We start from the raw sequence: 16,966 nt of genomic DNA on the forward strand, positions 1-16,966 counted from the left end.
TAGTGACGCAGGGAGCGTAGTGCCGTCTCGGCGAGCTTGCGGTAGGTGGTGATCTTGCCGCCGAACACCGACAGCAAGGGGGCCCGGTGGTGTCCAGGTCGAGGGTGTAGTCGCGGGTCATGGCCGAGGGATCCGCTGACTCGTCGTCGCACAGCGGGCGCACCCCGGCGAAGGTGGCGATCACGTCGCTGCGCCCCAACTGGCGGCGGAAGTGGCCGTTGACCACCTCGAGCAGGTAGTCGATCTCCTCCTCGCTGGCCGTCACCCGGCCCGGGTCGCCATGGTGGCGCCTGTCGGTGGTCCCGATCAGGCTGAACGACTCCTCGTAGGGGAGCACGAAGACGATGCGCCGGTCGCTGTTCTGCAGGATGTAGGCGCGCTCGTCGTGGTTGAGGCGCGGCACGATCAGGTGACTGCCGCGGATCATGCGGATGGCGTAGCGCGAGCGCCGTCCGGCCTGGTGGCGCACCACGCTTTCCACCCAGGGCCCCGCGGCATTGACCAGCACCCGCGCCCGGCGCTCGAAGCGCGTGCCGTTCTCCACATCCTCCAGCCGAATCACCCAGTGGTCCGCCTCCTGCCGGGCCTCGATGCAGCGGGTGCGTACCAGGATCTCGGCGCCATGCTCCCGTGCCTGGATGGCATTGAGCACCACCAGACGGGCATCGTCCACCCAGCAGTCGGAGTATTCGAAACCGCGGGAGATGTCGGGGCTGAGCCCGTCGTCGTCGTCGAACTTGACGCCTCGCGACCCGGCCAGGCGCTGCCGGCGGCCGAGGTGGTCGTAGAGGAAGAGACCGGTGCGCAGCATCCAGGCCGGCCGCAGATGAGGGCGGTGGGGCAGGATGAAGCGCAGCGGCCAGATGATATGCGGCGCCTTGGCCAGCAGCACCTCGCGCTCGCGCAGTGCTTCTCGAACCAGGCGGAATTCGCGATGCTCCAGGTAGCGCAGACCACCGTGTATCAGCTTGCTGCTGGCCGAGGAGGTGGCGCTGGCCAGGTCGGCCTGCTCGCACAGCGACACCCTGAGGCCTCGCCCGGCGGCATCGACGGCAATACCGGCGCCGTTGATGCCGCCCCCGATGACGAAGAGATCGAGCCTGTCGTTTGCCTTGCCACTCATGGATGTCTCCTGTCCGACCGGGCCGGGCCGCTGCCGTCATGATGGATGTTTGAAAACGAAAATAGATGAATCAAAATCGAACATCAAGTGGCAAGGCGAATTTCTCCCCTCGGGGCGGGCGAAAGGGGGCAAGGTGCGAGGGGTCAGGCGATATACAGGGCCACGTCGTGGGCTTCGAGCAGGCGCAGGATCGTCTCCGGCGGACGGCGGTCGGTGAACAGGGCGTCGAGCTGGCCCAGGTTGCCCTGGCGTACGACCGGGTTGCGGTGGAACTTGGAGTGGTCGGCGGCGAGGAACACCTGGCGCGAGTTGCTAATGATCGCCTGGGCGACCCGCACCTCCTGATAGTCGAACTCGAGCAGCGAGCCGTCCTCGTCGATGCCGCTGATGCCGATGATGCCGAAGTCGACCTTGAACTGGTTGATGAAGTCGATGGTGGCCTCGCCGATGATACCGCCGTCCCGGGGGCGCACCTGGCCGCCGGCGATGATCACGTTGAAGTCCTCCTTGTGCTGGAGGATGGCCGCCACCTTGAGGTTGTTGGTGATCACCTCGAGGCCCTGGTGTTCGAGCAGGGCCTCGGCCACCACCTCGTTGCTGGTGCCGATGTTGATGAACAGCGAAGAGTGGTCGGGAATGTGGCTGGCGAGCAGGGCGGCGATGCGGCGCTTGGCTTCCAGGTTCAGGGTCTTGCGGGTGTTGTAGGAGGTATTGACCGTGCTCGACTCGAGCCCGGCGCCGCCATGGACCCGGCGGATCAGGCCCTCGCCGGCCAGGGCGTTGAGGTCGCGACGGATGGTCTGGGGAGTGACCGTGAAGTGGTCGGTAAGCTGCTCGATGCTGGCATAGCCCTGGCGGCGGACCAGGTCGACGATGGCATCCTGGCGTTGCTGCTGGTTCATGGCATCTCCTTGGCTAAGCATGATTCTACTGCATTTTTGTCACTTGGGGGATGGTTGGGCGCGCGGAGTCGGTAGCAGCGACGGCGCTTCCTTCTGCCCACCGGAGAGTGACTGGCTCCCCTTTTTCAGTGCCTCACGATGTTCTGGTTCTCGAAGGGCTGTTTGTTCAAGCGTGAATGATCGGAGCCAAAAGCATCGGACTGGGCTCCTGCCGATCTCCCCCCCGAGTTCCTGCCTTGCCTCAGTGGCCTGCAAGGCCGGCCATGCCCTGCCGGCGGCTTTGGCTTTGCGCAATGAGTTCGAACAAGAACATGAGAAAGCGATTTTTGAGCTAAAGCGTTCATGAAAGGAAGCTGATTTTACCGCCTTGTAGCTTTAGACAAAAGTCTAATGGGTAGAAATGTCTATAATAACAGAAGGATGAGATCATCTGCCGATTTTTCTGACGATGGGCATTGTCATGATCGAAAACAGACATTAATGTTTGAAACCGAACATTCAATTCGCGTATTCCATCGGCAACTACAACGACAGTATGAGGTAAGGCCATGACACCTTTTTTGGGAGAGCTCTTCGGCACGATGATCCTCATCATCTTCGGAGGCGGTGTCGTCGCCGGTGTGGTCCTGAAGGGGTCGAAAGCCGAGGCGAGCGGCTGGATCGTGATCACCTTCGGCTGGGGGCTGGGCGTCGCCATGGCGATCTATGCGGTGGGGCAGTTCAGTGGTGCCCACATCAACCCGGCGGTCACCGTCGGCCTCGCGGTCATCGGCGAATTCCCCTGGTCGAGGGTGCCCGGTTACGTGCTGGCCCAGATGATCGGTGCCTTTCTGGGGGCGGTGGTGGTCTGGCTGCATTACTATCCGCACTGGCAAGCTACCCGGGACAAGGGCGCCAAGCTGGCCGTGTTCTGTACCGCCCCGGCGATTTCCCACACGCCCTCCAACCTGATGAGCGAGATCATCGGGACCTTCGTGCTGGTCCTGGGTGTGCTCGCCATCGGCGCCAACGAATTCACCCAGGGGCTCAATCCCCTGGTCATCGGACTCTTCATCCTCGCCATCGGCTTGTCCCTGGGTGGCACCACCGGTTACGCGATCAACCCGGCCCGGGATCTGGGACCGCGCCTGGCGCATTTCATCCTGCCCATCGCCGGTAAGGGAGGGTCGAACTGGAAATATGCCTGGATTCCCGTCGTGGGGCCGCTGATCGGCGGGGCCGCCGGCGGTCTCTTCTATCGCCATGTGTTCATTGAAGGCAGCGCGCTGGCCATGTCGCTTGCCCTGGCCGTGATGGTGATGTGCCTGGCGGTCGATTTCATCGTCGAGCGGTGGTGGGCGCATCGGCATCCGCTACCCGAGCAGGAATGAAGGTCGCAGCAGCCCAGCCCGCAACGGGAAGCCACAACTAACAACCTCCTATCCGAACCACACGAGGTAACCCCCCATGGAAAAACAATACATCCTGTCATTCGACCAGGGCACCACCAGCTGCCGCGCCATCCTCTTCGACCGCGACGCGCAGATCGTCGGGATCGCCCAGAAGGAGTTCACCCAGTACTACCCGACCCCAGGCTGGGTGGAGCATGACGCCATGGAGATCTGGGGCAGCCAGATGGGGGTGGCCCGCGAAGTGCTGGAAACCCATGGCATCAAGCCCTCCGAAGTGGCCGCCATCGGCATCACCAACCAGCGCGAGACCACGGTGGTGTGGGATCGCCACACCGGCAAGCCCATCCACAACGCCATCGTCTGGCAGGACCGGCGTACCGCGCCGCTGTGTGACGAACTCAAGGCGCGTGGCCTGGAGGATTACATCCGTGAGGCCACCGGCCTGGTGGCGGATGCCTATTTTTCCGGCACCAAGATCCGCTGGCTCCTCGACAACGTCGAGGGCGCCCGGGAGCGGGCCGAGCGCGGCGACCTGCTGTTCGGCACCATGGATACTTGGCTGGTATGGAACCTGACACGTGGCGAGCGTCATGTGACCGACTACAGCAACGCCTCGCGGACGCTGCTCTACAACATCCGCACCCTGGAGTGGGACAAGCGCATGCTCGAGGAGCTGGGTATTCCGGAAACCATGCTTCCCGAGGTCCGCCCCTCCAGCGAGGTCTATGGAACCACGGGGACCGAGATGTTCGGCGGCGCCCGTGTGCCCATCGCCGGCATGGCCGGTGATCAGCAGTCCGCCCTGTTCGGGCAGGCTTGCTTCGAGAAGGGGATGGTCAAGAACACCTACGGCACCGGCTGCTTCTTGCTGATGAATACCGGCGAGACCCCTGTAACATCCAAGTCCGGCCTGCTGACCACCATCGCCTGGGGCGTGGACGGCAAGGTCTGCTATGCCCTGGAGGGCTCCATCTTCATCGCCGGGGCGGCCGTGCAGTGGCTGCGTGACGAGTTCAAGCTCATCGATTCGGCCGAGGACTCGGAGTACTACGCCGGCAAGGTGGAAGACGCCGACGGGGTCTACGTGGTGCCGGCCTTCGCCGGGCTGGGCGCGCCCTACTGGGACATGTATGCGCGTGGTGCGATCTTCGGGATCACCCGCGGCACCCGCAAGGAACACATCATCCGGGCCACGCTGGATTCCCTGGCCTACCAGACCAAGGATGTCATCGATGCCATGCAGGCCGATTCCGGGATCACGCTGAAGTCCCTGCGCGTGGACGGGGGGGCCGTGGCCAACACTGTCATGATGCAGTTCCAGGCGGACATGCTTGGGGTCAACGTCGACCGCCCGCAGGTCACGGAAACCACCGCCCTGGGCGCGGCCTATCTGGCCGGCATCGCCGTGGGCCTATGGACCCAGGAGGAGGTGGTCGGCAAGGGCGTTCTGGAGCGCACCTTCGAGCCCCACATGGACGCCGCCAGCCGCGAGCGCCGCTACAAGGGCTGGAAGAAGGCCGTCCGGCGCACCATGGACTGGGAGCGGGACGAGGAGGAGTGACCCTCTTCGTCAGCAGGTGTTTCCCCGGGGCCCATCGAACATGACGGGCGCCTGGACGCTCTCTGTCGGTGTCCTCCGGACAGAACCTCATTCACCCGTGAAGGGGCCCTTCATGCAATTGCGTGACAGCAATATCGAGAAACTTTCCCGCGAGACCTTCGATGTCCTGGTCATCGGCGGAGGCATCAACGGCGCTTCAGCGGCCGCCGCCTTGTCCGGCCAAGGCGTCAAGGTCGGCCTGATCGACCGCGGCGACTTCGCCGGCGAGACCAGCATGCACTCCTCCAATCTGGTATGGGGTGGCATCAAGTACATGGAGAGCTACGACTTCGCCCTGGTGCGCAAGCTTTGCAAGAGCCGCAATCACCTGATCAAGAGCTTCCCTTCCACGGTCCAGGAGATCCGTTTCCTGACCACCATCGCCAAGGGATTTCGCTACCACCCGCGCTATCTCTGGGCCGGCAGCTGGCTCTACTGGCTGATGGGCAACGGCTTCACGCGGATTCCGCATTTCCTGACCCCTTCTGCCATCAAGAACCGGGAGGCGATCATCGATACCCGGGATTCCCTCGGAGGCTTCGAATACTCCGACGCCTATCTGCACGACAATGACGCGCGTTTCGTCTTCAACTTCGTGCGCACCGCGCTGAACTACGGGGCCATGGCGGCCAACTATGTCGAGTCGCTGGGCGCACGGCGTGACAATGGCGTCTGGATCACACGTGCCCGTAACGTCATGAACGACGACACCTTCGAGATCCGCTCGAGGGTGCTGATCAACGCTGCGGGCCCCTGGGTCGACCAGCACAATGAATTGACCGGGCAAAAGGCCGGGCACCAGCATGTCTACTCCAAGGGCATCCACCTGATCGTGCCACGCCTGACCGAGAACAAGCGCGTGCTGGCGTTCTTCGCCGACGACGGACGCCTGTTCTTCGTCATCCCCATGGGGCAGCACACCTGCATCGGTACCACCGATACCCGGGTGGATAACCCCGAGGTGCATGTCACGGACGAGGATACCCAGTTCGTGCTGGACAATATCAACAAGCGTCTGCAACTGGCAAAGCCGTTGGGCAGGGCGGACATCATTGCCTCCCGCTGCGGCGTGCGTCCACTCGCGGTCAAGGCCAGCGCGAGTGGGGGGCGTGACTTCCTGCAACTCTCGCGCAAGCATGCCATCGATACCGACGATGCCGAGGCCCATATCAGCATCTTCGGCGGCAAGCTCACCGACTGCCTGAACGTCGGGGAAGAGATCGTCGCCGAGGTGAAGCGGCTCGGGGTCTCGGTGCCGTATCCGGACTATCGCTGGTACGGCGAGCCCGCCGAATCGGTCAGGAAGGAGTTTCTTCATCAGGCCGAGCTGATGGATCTGGACGCCATGACCTCGCCGGGGGCCTCCGAGCCCCTGACGGCCCGCCTGTGGCGGCGTTACGGCACTCACGCCCTCGACATGCTCGAGGAGATCCGTGAGGACCCGCGTCAGGGCGAGCTGCTGATCGAGGGGACCGAGTATCTGCGCTGCGAACTCGGTCAGGCACAGCGTCGCGAGATGATCACCCGGCTCGAGGATTTCCTGCGTCGTCGTTCGAAGATCTCCCTGGTGGTCAGCAACGCAAGGATCCGCCACTCCCCGGGGCTGATGGAGGCCTGCGAGATCCTCTTCGGCGACCAGGCTCGGGAACGCTTCGACGAGTACTTCGCCGCCCCCCCTGAATGGACCCCCGAAAGGCTCAGTCTCGAGGCCGAGGCCGACAATCCGGCTCACTCCGAGTCACTGAACTGGTAGGGCAGGGGGCCGTGGCATACTGGAGCCCCCGTCGACATGACGGGGGCGTGCACCGGCCGCGCGGCTCGGTCGCTTGAGTCAAGTCATTGATCCCGCGGCGTTGCTGGATACCGGGTGGGGGCCGTTTCAGGACTTGCATTTCCGGGGTGGATGGGTAAAATACGCATCCGTTGTCACGGCGAAGACATGCCGTAGCGGTGATGCAGGACCATAGCTCAGTTGGTTAGAGCGCCACGTTGACATCGTGGAGGTCGGCGGTTCAAATCCGCCTGGTCCTACCAATCCCCGGCGGCTGCGATCCTGGCAACAGCGTGACAGGACCATAGCTCAGTTGGTTAGAGCGCCACGTTGACATCGTGGAGGTCAGCGGTTCAAATCCGCTTGGTCCTACCAGCTTCCGCAACGCCCCCGCAGCCTCGCTGCGGGGGCGTTGCTCATTCCAGACCCATTTCCAGGTCCGTGTTGGTGACGAATACCGCCAACAGAGCCTCGATGCCGGCCTGGTCGGCGGCCGTGAAGCGGCCGCGCAGCGGGCTGTCGAGGTCGAGCACGCCCCACAGCCGGTCGTCGACCACGATGGGGACCACCAGCTCGGCAGCCGACACCGTGTCGCAGGCGATATGGTCGGCGATGGCGTGGACGTCATCGATGCGCTGGGTCTTCCGGGTGCGCGCCGCGGCGCCGCAGACGCCCCTGTCGAAGGGGATCGGGTGGCACGCCGGCTTGCCCTGGAAGGGCCCCAGGCCGAGCAGGCCGGGCTCGCGCTGCAGGTAGAAGCCGACCCAGTTGAGGTCGGGAATCTCCTGCATGACGAAGGCGCAGGTCTGGGCGCTGTTGGTCAGCCAATCGCGGGTGTCGAGCAGGGCGTCGAGCTGGCGGGCGAGCAGGGCGTAGTTCGGTGTCATCATTTCCAGCCGGGGATCGCCGCCCCCTTGAACAGCTCCTCCGCCTTGGCGGCGACCTCGTCGCGCTGGTAGGACTGCACCAACTGACGGATCTCCTCGCGCTCCTCGTCGCCACCGCGCACCACGATCAGGTTGACGTAGGGCGACTCCGGGCCCTCCTTGATCAGGGCGTCGTCCAGGCTCAGGCCGGCGGGCTGGGCGAAGGTGTTGTTGATGAAGGCCATGTCGACATCGGGCAGCACGCGCGGCAACTGGGCGGCCTCGATCTCGCGGAAGCGGAAGTTCTTCGGGTTGTCGGCCACGTTGATCGGTGTCGCTTCCAGGTTGGTCGGGTCGTCGAGCTCGATCAGCCCCTGGTTGTGCATCAGGATCAGGGCGCGGCCCTCGTTGGAGGGGTCGTTGGGCAGGGCGATGATGGCGCGTTCGGGCAACTCGTCGATGCTCTCCCACTTCTCGGAGTAGGCGCCGATGGGGTAGACGAAGCTGCGCCCGGCGATGGCGAAGTCGTAGCCGCGGTCGTCCACCATGCTCTGCATGTAGGGCTCGTGCTGGTAGGCGTTGGCGTCCAGGCTGCCGTCGGCCAGGGCGGCATTGGGCGAGACGTAGTCGGTGAACTCGACGATCTCCACCTCGAGCCCGAACTCCTCCCGGGCGATGCCGACGGCGACTTCCATCACCTCGGTCTCGGGGCCGGCCACGGTGCCGACCTTGATGGCCCGGTTGTCGCTTGCCGAGTCGTCGCCGCAGCCGGCCAGCAGGGTGGCGCCGGCCAGGGCGGCGACGCCGAGCAGACGGGGTAGGGTCAGTTGCATATCGTCATTCTCCTTTGCATGCCGCGCTCAGGTGGCGTCGGCGGATAAGGCTCTGAAATCAGTGTTTTCCCGGTTACTTGTGGTCGGTACGCCGCACCAGGTGATCGCCGAGCATCTGGAAGCCCTGCACCAGCACCACCAGGATCACCACGGTGATCAGCATCACCGTGGGGTCGAAGCGGTTGTAGCCGTAGCGGATGCCGAGGTCGCCGAGGCCGCCGCCACCGACGGCGCCGGCCATGGCCGAATAGCTGATCAGGGTCACCACGGTGATGGTCAGCCCGGTGATGATGCCGCCCCTGGCCTCCGGCAGCAGCACCTTGGCGATGATCTGGCCGGGTGTGGCGCCCATGGACTGGGCGGCCTCCACCAGGCCGGGCGGCACCTCGTTGAGGGCGCCCTCCACCAGGCGTGCCACGAAGGGGATGGCGGCAATGGTCAGCGGCACGATGGCGGCATTGGTGCCGATGGAGGTGCCGACGATCATCCGCGTGAAGGGGATGATCGCCACCATCAGGATGATGAAGGGCACCGAACGGCCGATGTTGGTCACGGTGCCGAGCACCTGGTTGGCCAGGGGGTGGACCAGTATCTGGCCCGGGCGGGTAACGTAGAGCAAGACGCCCAGCGGGACCCCGAGCAGCGTCGAGATCAGCCCCGAAACGCCCACCATGTAGAGCGTGTCGAGGGTGGCCCTGATGATGAGGTCAAGCATCGCGCTGGACATGGCCGAGCACCTCCACGTGAAGGTCATGGGTTTCGAGATAGTCGATGGCGCGGGCGGTCTCGCCGGGCGTGCCGATCAGCTCGGCGATCATCAGCCCCAGGGTGCGCTCCTGGATCGATTCCACCTTGGCCTGCAGGATGCTGACGTCCACGCCGCACTCCCGGGCCAGCCGCGAGATCAGCGGGGTCGAGACGGCGTCGCCGGAGAAGGCCAGGCGCACCACCGGATGGGTGTGCTCGCCCGGGGCCTCCTCGAGCCGCTCGATCAGGGCCCGGGGCGGCTCGAGCTGCAGGAAGTCGTTGAGAAACTCGCGGCCCAGGCGGGTGCGCGGGGCGGTGAAGAAATCGCCGACGTCGGCTTCCTCGACCAGTTCGCCCCCCGAGATCAGGCTGACCCGGTGGCAGATCGACTTGACCACCTCCATCTCGTGGGTGATCAGCAGGATGGTCAGGCCGAGCTTGTGGTTGATGTCGCGCAGCAGCGCCAGGATCGAACCGGTGGTCTGGGGGTCGAGCGCCGAGGTCGCCTCGTCGCACAGCAGTACCCGCGGGCGGCTGGCCAGTGCCCGGGCGATGGCGACCCGCTGCTTCTGGCCGCCGGAGAGCCGGGCGGGGTACTGGTCGGCCTTGTCGTCCAGCCCCACGAGCTCCAGCAGCGGCGTGACCCGCTCGCGGATCTCGGCGCGCTTCATGCCCATCAGTTCCAGCGGCAGCGCCACGTTGTCGAAGACGTTGCGGTTGGTCAGCAGGTTGAAGTGCTGGAAGATCATGCCGATGCGGTGGCGCGCCTGGTTGAGAGCGTCGTTGGCGAGGCCGGTGAGTTCCTGGCCGTCGACGATGACGGTGCCGGCAGTGGGACGCTCGAGCAGGTTGACGCAGCGGATCAGGGTCGACTTGCCGGCGCCGGACAGGCCGATGACGCCGTGGATCTGCCCCTGGGGGACGTGCAGATCGACGTTCTTCAGGGCCTCGATGGCCCTGGGCCCGGCGTCTCGCCCGGGTGAGGCATCGGCACCCCCCTTGCCGCGGTTCTTGAGGCCGCCCTTGAGGCCGCCCTTGAGACCGCCCTTGAGATAGTAGGTCTTGGAAACGTTGTGCAGTCGGATCATGAAAGCCTCCGCAGGGGAGGGCGCCCGGGCGGCGCGGGCCATGCAGCGGGGCAAAAAAAGGCCACCCTGGCGGGTGGCCATCAACGCTGGACACACCCTTTTAGCTGCACTTCACGGTACGGCCGCCCCTCGAGGCGACCGCGACGCTGGCGCCCGCAATCCGGGGTCAAATCGGCGCCATCAAAATGTGCGCGCAGCCTACGACCAAAGCCTCAGGCTGTCAAGCTTGCTGGTCCATGTTTCGGCCGTTGGGCGGCGGGGCCGGAGAATCGTCCTGATATGATGGCCGATATCTGTCTTATTTTCTGTGGGACCACGCGACACGCCCCGGACGGTGCGTGGACGGCGAGGCCGGAGATTCCCTACACTGTCACGCTTTCCGGTATTCCGCGGTCGATGGCCGCGACAGCGAGGAGCGTCCATGTTCACAGGCATCGTGCAGGGCACGGCAGAAGTGGTGGCCATCGAGGAGGCCGAGGCCTTTCGCACCCATGTGGTCACTTTACCCGAGGCGCTGCGCCGCGGGCTCGAGCTCGGCGCCTCGGTGGCCCACAACGGTGTCTGCCTGACGGTCACGGCCATCGACGGCGAGCGGGTCAGCTTCGACCTGATGCGCGAGACCCTGCGGGTGACCAATCTCGGTGCGCTCGAGGTGGGGGACCGCGTCAATATCGAGCGCGCGGCGCGCTTCGGCGACGAGATCGGCGGTCACGCCATGTCCGGCCATGTGATGGCCATGGCCGAGCTGGTCGAGCTCGACGAGGCGCCCAACAACCGGCGCCTGTGGTTCGAGTTGCCCCACGCCCTGGGGCGCTTCCTGTTCGACAAGGGCTACATCGGGGTGGACGGCATCAGCCTGACCATCGGCGCGGTAAGGCCCGCCACGGCCACCCGTGGACCGCGCTTCTGCGTCGACCTGATCCCCGAGACCCTGGCGCGCACCATTCTGGTCGACCGGGTGCCCGGCGATGTCGTCAACATCGAGATCGATCCCCAGACCCAGGCCATCGTCGAGACCGTGGAGCGGGTGCTGGCGGCACGCGGGGGATGACGCAGGGCGCTCCGTCGAGTCTGCGTTGGCGGCCCGGCTGGCGAGTGGCCCGTTGGTTGCTTATATAAGGCAGACCGAGCCGTATCATGGTGGGCCCGCCGTCTCGCATCGCGACGGGGCATTGGGTACCATGGGCGGCTTTTCTCGCACCCAGGACGACGCTGTCCACCGCGCAGGAACGCGACCCATGCTGAAACGCCTGATCGACGGCCACTTCAAGCTGGCCGAGCACAATACCAATGTGAAGACCGAGGTCATCGCCGGGATCACCACCTTCCTGACCATGGCCTACATCATCTTCGTCAATCCCAGCATCCTTTCCCAGACCGGCATGGATGCCGGCGCCGTGTTCGTCGCCACCTGCCTGGCCGCCGCCTTCGGCTGCCTGATCATGGGGCTGTGGGCCAACTATCCGATCGCCCAGGCGCCGGGCATGGGGCTCAACGCCTTCTTCACCTACGGCGTGGTACTCGGCATGGGTTACACCTGGGAGGCGGCGCTGGGGGCGGTGTTCTTCTCCGGCTTCTGCTTCTTCCTGCTCAGCGTGTTCCGGGTGCGCGAGTGGATCATCAATTCGATCCCGCTCTCCCTGCGCCTGGGGATCGCCGCGGGTATCGGCCTCTTCCTGGCGATGATCGCGTTGCAGAACGCCGGCATCGTGGTCGCCAGTCAGGCCACTTACGTGACCCTGGGCGACCTGTCGCAGCCGCCGGCGATCTATGCGCTGCTGGGGTTCTTCGCCATCACCGCGCTGGCCTATCTCCGGGTCACCGGGGCGGTGATGATCGGCATCCTCGCCATCACCCTCCTGGCGATACTGCTGGGGCACAACGAGTTCGGGGGGCTGGTCTCCATGCCGCCCTCCATCGCTCCCACCTTCATGGCGCTCGACCTCTGGGGCGCGCTGGACATCGCCATGCTCAGCGTGATCTTCGCCTTCCTGTTCGTCGACCTGTTCGATACCTCGGGCACCCTGGTGGGCGTGGCCCATCGCGGCGGCCTGCTCGACAAGGACGGCAAGCTGCCCCGGCTTGGTCGCGCCATGATGGCCGACAGCGGTGCCTCCATGGCCGGCGCGGTACTCGGCACCTCGACCACCACCAGCTACATCGAGTCCACCGCCGGCATCGCTTCGGGCGGACGCACCGGCCTGACCGCCGTGGTGGTGGCCGTGCTGTTCCTGGTCAGTCTCTTCTTCGCCCCGCTGGCGGGCTCCATCCCGGCCTACGCCACCGCCGGGGCACTGCTCTACGTGGCCGTCCTGATGGCCGGCAGCCTCGCCCAAGCCAACTGGGAAGATCCCACCGATGCCGCGCCGGTGCTGATCGCCGCCCTGGCCATGCCGCTGACCTTTTCGATCGCCGAGGGCATCGCCCTGGGCTTCATCAGTTATGCTGCGATCAAGACGCTGTCCGGTCGCTTCCAGGACCTCAACCCGGCGGTGATCGTGCTGGCGCTGCTGTTCGCTGCCAAGTTCCTGTTCCTCGATTGACATTCACCCACCGAGATTCGCGATGAGCATCTACGGCGACTACATCAAGTCCGTGATCCGCACCGTCCCCGACTGGCCGCAGCCGGGGGTCAACTTCCGCGACATCACGCCGCTGCTGCAGAACAGCGCGGCCTTCCGCAAGCTGATCGACAGCTTCGTGCACCGCTATCAGGAGATGGACCTCGACGCCATCGCCGCCATCGATGCCCGGGGCTTCATCGTCGGTGCGCCGCTGGCCTACGAACTGGGCTGCAGCTTCGTGCCGGTGCGCAAGAAGGGCAAATTGCCGTTCAAGACCATCAGCGAGACCTATACCCTGGAGTACGGCGAGGCCGAGGTGGAGCTGCATTCCGATGCCTTCCGCCAGGGCGACCGCATCCTGATCGTCGACGATCTCATCGCCACCGGCGGTACCATGCTGGCCGCCGCCAAGCTGATCACCCGTAGTGGCGGCCTGGTGGTCGAGACCGCCACCATCGTCGACCTGCCGGATCTCGGCGGGGCGCAGCGTATCCGCGAGGCCGGCTTCGGTGTCTTCGCGGTCTGTTCCTTCACCGAGGATGAGTGAGTCCCCTGCCATGAGTACCCATCGTTACCACCAGCATTTCACCGTCTCCTGGGACCAGCTCCACCGCGACGTGCGCGAGCTCTGCCACCGGCTGGTCGAGCGCGACTTCAAGGGCATCGTCGCCATCACCCGGGGCGGGTTGATCCCGGCGGCCCTGTTCGCCCGTGAACTCAACGTGCGCCTGATCGATACCGTCTGCATCAGCAGCTACGACCACATGGACCAGGGCGGACTCGACGTGCTGAAGGGCGTGGATCACGATGGCGACGGCTGGCTGCTGGTCGACGACCTGGTCGACACCGGCAAGACCGCCCGCAAGGTGCGCGAGATGCTGCCCAAGGCGCACTTCGTCACCGTCTATGCCAAGCCCGAGGGGCGGCCGCTGGTCGACCAGTACCTCACCGAGGTGGCCCAGGACTGCTGGATCCAGTTCCCCTGGGACATGGGCGTCGCCTATGTCGAGCCCCTGGCCGACCAGATCAAGCGCTGAACCATGACTGGCCCGCTTCCCGACAGCTGGCAGCAGTGGCTGGGTGCCGAGTTCGCCGCCCCCTACATGCAGGCCCTGCGCGACTTCCTGGCCACCGAGAAGGCGGCCAGGAAGGTCATCTACCCGCACTCCTCGAACTGGTTCCGTGCCTTCGAGCTCACGCCGCTCGACCGGGTCAAGGTCGTGATCCTGGGGCAGGACCCTTATCACGGCCCCGGCCAGGCCCACGGCCTCTGCTTCTCGGTGCGCCCCGGCGTGCCGGTGCCGCCGTCGCTGGTCAACATCTACAAGGAGCTGGCCGCCGATGTCGGCTTTCGGCCGGTGAATCACGGCTGCCTCGAGCACTGGGCGCGCCAGGGCGTGCTGCTGCTCAACACCTCGCTGACGGTGGAGCAGGGCAACGCCGGCTCGCACCGCGGCCAGGGCTGGGAGATTTTCACTGACCGCGCCATCGCCACGGTCAACGAGCACGCCGAGCCCTCGGTGTTCCTGCTGTGGGGCAGCCACGCCCGGCAGAAGAAGGCGCTGGTCGACACCGCGCGCCACCTGGTGCTGGAGTCGCCGCATCCCTCGCCGCTCTCGGCGCACCGCGGCTTCTTCGGCAACCACCACTTCTCCCGGGCCAACGCCTTCCTGGCCGAGCGTGGTCGCACGCCGATCGACTGGCAGCTGCCCGAGATGCCCTGAGCCGCGCAGTTGGCTCGGGGCTGATCCGTCGACAGGTCTACGAGGAGGCGCTGCCCGCCACGCCCTGACTGGGGTGCCCCTCGACGGTGGATGGCGGTAGAATGACGCGCAATTTGTCGGTGTCGTCCCTCCGACGAAGGTCGTTCCCGATCCATTGCCGTCAAGAGGCCCCTTCATGAGCGTTCACGCCATCCAACATCCGCTGGTCCAGCACAAGCTGGGACTGATGCGCGAGGCCGGTATCAGCACCAAGAGCTTCCGCGAGCTGGCCGGTGAACTGGCCAAGCTGCTCACCTACGAGGCAACCCAGGACCTGGAGCTGCAAACCCAGGAGATCGGCGGCTGGAGCGGCGAGCCGATCCCGGTGAAGCTGCTCAAGGGCAAGAAGGTCACCATCGTGCCGATCCTGCGCGCCGGGCTCGGCATGCTCGACGGCGTCACCGACCTGATTCCCAGCGCCCGGGTCAGCGTGGTGGGGCTCTATCGTGACGAGGAGACCCTCGAGCCGGTGCCCTATTTCGCCAAGTTCGCGAACGACCTCGACGAACGCCTGGCCCTCGTTATCGACCCGATGCTGGCCACCGGCGGCACCATGGTGGCGACCCTGGACATGCTGCGCGATCGCGGCTGCCAGCAGATGAAGGTGATCGTGCTGGTAGCGGCCCCGGAGGGCCTCAAGCGGGTACAGGACGCCTACCCGGACATCGAGATCTACACCGCCGCGGTGGACGACCACCTCGACGAGAACGGCTATATCGTGCCGGGGCTGGGCGATGCTGGGGACAAGATCTTCGGCACCCGCTGATTCTTGGCAGGAACCTGGCTGCGCTCGCCCATACGGCACGCCCCCGAGATTGCCGGTCCGGGGCGTTTTCTGCCCCCTCGACCCGAACGATGGAGACTCCCCATGAGTAACCAGACGGCAGCCGTCCCGGTGCCGGTCGATTCCCCGCTCAAGACTCTGCTAACCGGGGCCCAGATGCTCTTCGTGGCCTTCGGCGCCCTGGTGCTGGTGCCGCTGCTCACCGGCCTCGACCCCAGCGTGGCGCTGTTCACCGCCGGCATCGGCACGCTGATCTTCCATGGCGTGACCCGGGTGACGGTGCCGGTGTTCCTGGCGTCGTCGTTCGCCTTCATCGCGCCGATCCAGGGCTCGGTGGCGAGCTTCGGTGTCTCCGCCACCCTCGGCGGGCTCTTCGCCGCCGGCCTGGTCTACGTGGCGATCTCCCAGGCGGTGCGCCTCAAGGGCACCGCCTGGCTGCACCGGCTGCTGCCGCCCGTGGTGGTGGGGCCGGTGATCATGGTGATCGGCCTGGCGCTGGCGCCGGTGGCGGTGAGCATGGCCACCGGCGAGACCAGCGACCACATCGGCTACGGCCCGGCGCTCTTCCTCTCCATGGCGAGCCTGCTGGTGACCCTGGTGCTGGCGGTGTTCGGGCGTGGTCTGCTGCGGCTGGTGCCGATCATGGGCGGCATCGCCACCGGTTACGCCCTGGCGCTCGCCATGGGGCTGGTGGACTTCTCGCCGGTCGACGAGGCCGCCTGGGTGTCGATCCCCGCGTTCACCGCGCCGAGCTTTCACTGGGCGGCGATCCTGTTCATGATCCCGGTGGCCATCGCCCCGGCGGTGGAGCATATCGGCGACATGATCGCCATCGGCTCGGTGACCCGTCGCAACTACCTGGAGAAGCCCGGCCTGCACCGCACCCTGCTGGGCGACGGTCTGGCCACCTCCGCCGCGGCGCTGTTCGGCGGTCCGCCCAACACCACCTACTCCGAGGTCACCGGGGCGGTGACCCTGACCCGGGCCTTCAACCCGAAGATCATGGTGGTGGCGGCCTGTTTTGCCATCGGGCTGGCCTTCGTCGCCAAGCTCGGCGCGCTGCTGCAGACCATCCCTGGCCCGGTGATGGGCGGCATCATGACGCTGCTGTTCGGCTCCATCGCCGTGGTCGGCATGAATACCCTGGTGCGCGCCGGCCACTCGCTGACCGCGCCGCGCAACCTGGTGGTCGTCTCGCTGATCCTGGTGTTCGGCATCGGCGGCATGCAGTTCGGCGGCGGTCAGTTCACCCTGCAGGGGGTCAGCCTCGCCGCCCTGGTGGGCATCGTGCTGAACTGGGTGTTGCCGGGGGCCGAGGAGGAGTAACGTGACTAGGCATCGATCGCCCCCAAGATAGAAATAGAAGGCCTCGTCGAACATCATGGCTGGAGCTGGAGCTGGAGCTGGAGCTGGAGCTGGAGCTGGAGCTGGAGCTGGAGCCGGAGCCTCGCAAAGGGTATATCAACTGCCTGCTTGGCTTGCGACAGTTGGTGGGATTATCTGCGTCATGGCGATGTCCGCCGGTGCGTATTGG

15 protein-coding genes, 2 tRNA genes and 1 pseudogene are annotated in these 16,966 nt (G+C 65.6%); 12 read left to right on the plus strand and 6 right to left on the minus strand.

Annotated features, from left to right (window positions below; translation table 11 throughout):
- Positions 1 to 148: 148 nt before the first annotated feature.
- Both glpD and AC5W54_RS14415 read right to left on the minus strand, forming a co-directional pair.
- Positions 149 to 1,123 (minus strand): annotated as a pseudogene (glpD, locus tag AC5W54_RS14410) (glycerol-3-phosphate dehydrogenase); the annotation flags it as partial.
- A 143-nt stretch (positions 1,124 to 1,266) separates the two neighbouring features.
- Positions 1,267 to 2,025, minus strand: coding sequence for a DeoR/GlpR family transcriptional regulator (locus tag AC5W54_RS14415; protein ID WP_495962777.1), 759 nt, complete (start codon positions 2,023 to 2,025; stop codon positions 1,267 to 1,269).
- A 548-nt stretch (positions 2,026 to 2,573) separates the two neighbouring features.
- Between AC5W54_RS14415 and AC5W54_RS14420 the strand changes: the two genes are divergently transcribed.
- From AC5W54_RS14420 to AC5W54_RS14440, 5 genes are all read left to right on the plus strand, one after another.
- The gene (locus tag AC5W54_RS14420; protein WP_495962778.1) at positions 2,574 to 3,395 is read left to right on the plus strand and encodes an MIP/aquaporin family protein; all 822 of its coding nucleotides are present in this window, start codon (positions 2,574 to 2,576) and stop codon (positions 3,393 to 3,395) included.
- Positions 3,396 to 3,471: 76 nt separating this feature from the next.
- A complete protein-coding gene (glpK, locus tag AC5W54_RS14425; protein ID WP_495962779.1) occupies positions 3,472 to 4,977 on the plus strand; it encodes a glycerol kinase GlpK in 1,506 nt (501 codons plus the stop codon).
- A 112-nt stretch (positions 4,978 to 5,089) separates the two neighbouring features.
- Complete coding sequence (locus tag AC5W54_RS14430; RefSeq protein ID WP_495962780.1) at positions 5,090 to 6,769, plus strand: glycerol-3-phosphate dehydrogenase/oxidase; 1,680 nt, start codon at positions 5,090 to 5,092, stop codon at positions 6,767 to 6,769.
- A 204-nt stretch (positions 6,770 to 6,973) separates the two neighbouring features.
- Positions 6,974 to 7,050, plus strand: a tRNA-Val gene (locus tag AC5W54_RS14435).
- 35 nt (positions 7,051 to 7,085) lie between these two features.
- A tRNA-Val gene (locus AC5W54_RS14440) sits at positions 7,086 to 7,162 on the plus strand.
- Between the two features lie 41 nt (positions 7,163 to 7,203).
- Here the strand turns inward: AC5W54_RS14440 and AC5W54_RS14445 are convergent.
- From AC5W54_RS14445 to AC5W54_RS14460, 4 genes are all read right to left on the minus strand, one after another.
- The gene (locus AC5W54_RS14445) at positions 7,204 to 7,677 is read right to left on the minus strand and encodes a GAF domain-containing protein (protein ID WP_495962781.1); all 474 of its coding nucleotides are present in this window, start codon (positions 7,675 to 7,677) and stop codon (positions 7,204 to 7,206) included.
- Positions 7,674 to 8,486, minus strand: a complete 813-nt coding sequence (locus AC5W54_RS14450; RefSeq protein WP_495962782.1) for a MetQ/NlpA family ABC transporter substrate-binding protein — start codon at positions 8,484 to 8,486, stop codon at positions 7,674 to 7,676. Before AC5W54_RS14450 ends, AC5W54_RS14445 begins: the two co-directional genes overlap by 4 nt.
- Positions 8,487 to 8,559: 73 nt before the next feature.
- Positions 8,560 to 9,213, minus strand: a complete 654-nt coding sequence (locus AC5W54_RS14455; protein ID WP_495962783.1) for a methionine ABC transporter permease — start codon at positions 9,211 to 9,213, stop codon at positions 8,560 to 8,562.
- A complete protein-coding gene (locus AC5W54_RS14460) occupies positions 9,194 to 10,321 on the minus strand; it encodes a methionine ABC transporter ATP-binding protein (protein WP_495962784.1) in 1,128 nt (375 codons plus the stop codon). The genes AC5W54_RS14455 and AC5W54_RS14460 overlap by 20 nt, the downstream gene beginning before the upstream one ends.
- 421 nt (positions 10,322 to 10,742) lie before the next feature.
- Here AC5W54_RS14460 and AC5W54_RS14465 point away from each other — a divergent pair, with 421 nt between their 5' ends.
- From AC5W54_RS14465 to AC5W54_RS14495, 7 genes are all read left to right on the plus strand, one after another.
- Positions 10,743 to 11,372: a riboflavin synthase subunit alpha gene (locus AC5W54_RS14465; RefSeq protein ID WP_495962785.1), complete on the plus strand. Its 630-nt coding sequence runs from the start codon at positions 10,743 to 10,745 to the stop codon at positions 11,370 to 11,372.
- 187 nt (positions 11,373 to 11,559) lie between these two features.
- Complete coding sequence (locus AC5W54_RS14470) at positions 11,560 to 12,864, plus strand: NCS2 family permease (RefSeq protein ID WP_495962786.1); 1,305 nt, start codon at positions 11,560 to 11,562, stop codon at positions 12,862 to 12,864.
- A 22-nt stretch (positions 12,865 to 12,886) separates the two neighbouring features.
- A complete protein-coding gene (locus AC5W54_RS14475) occupies positions 12,887 to 13,432 on the plus strand; it encodes an adenine phosphoribosyltransferase (protein WP_495962787.1) in 546 nt (181 codons plus the stop codon).
- Between the two features lie 10 nt (positions 13,433 to 13,442).
- Positions 13,443 to 13,922: a xanthine phosphoribosyltransferase gene (gene gpt, locus AC5W54_RS14480; RefSeq protein ID WP_495962788.1), complete on the plus strand. Its 480-nt coding sequence runs from the start codon at positions 13,443 to 13,445 to the stop codon at positions 13,920 to 13,922.
- A 3-nt stretch (positions 13,923 to 13,925) separates the two neighbouring features.
- On the plus strand, positions 13,926 to 14,609 hold the full coding sequence (gene ung, locus AC5W54_RS14485) for a uracil-DNA glycosylase (protein ID WP_495962789.1): 684 nt from the start codon (positions 13,926 to 13,928) through the stop codon (positions 14,607 to 14,609).
- 175 nt (positions 14,610 to 14,784) lie between these two features.
- Entirely contained in the window at positions 14,785 to 15,414 is a 630-nt protein-coding gene (upp, locus tag AC5W54_RS14490) for a uracil phosphoribosyltransferase (protein ID WP_495962790.1), read from the plus strand.
- A 102-nt stretch (positions 15,415 to 15,516) separates the two neighbouring features.
- The gene (locus AC5W54_RS14495) at positions 15,517 to 16,758 is read left to right on the plus strand and encodes a uracil-xanthine permease family protein (RefSeq protein WP_495962791.1); all 1,242 of its coding nucleotides are present in this window, start codon (positions 15,517 to 15,519) and stop codon (positions 16,756 to 16,758) included.
- Positions 16,759 to 16,966: the final 208 nt, after the last annotated feature.

The sequence above is a fragment of the Halomonas sp. LMYGS-3 genome, from assembly GCF_059509875.1.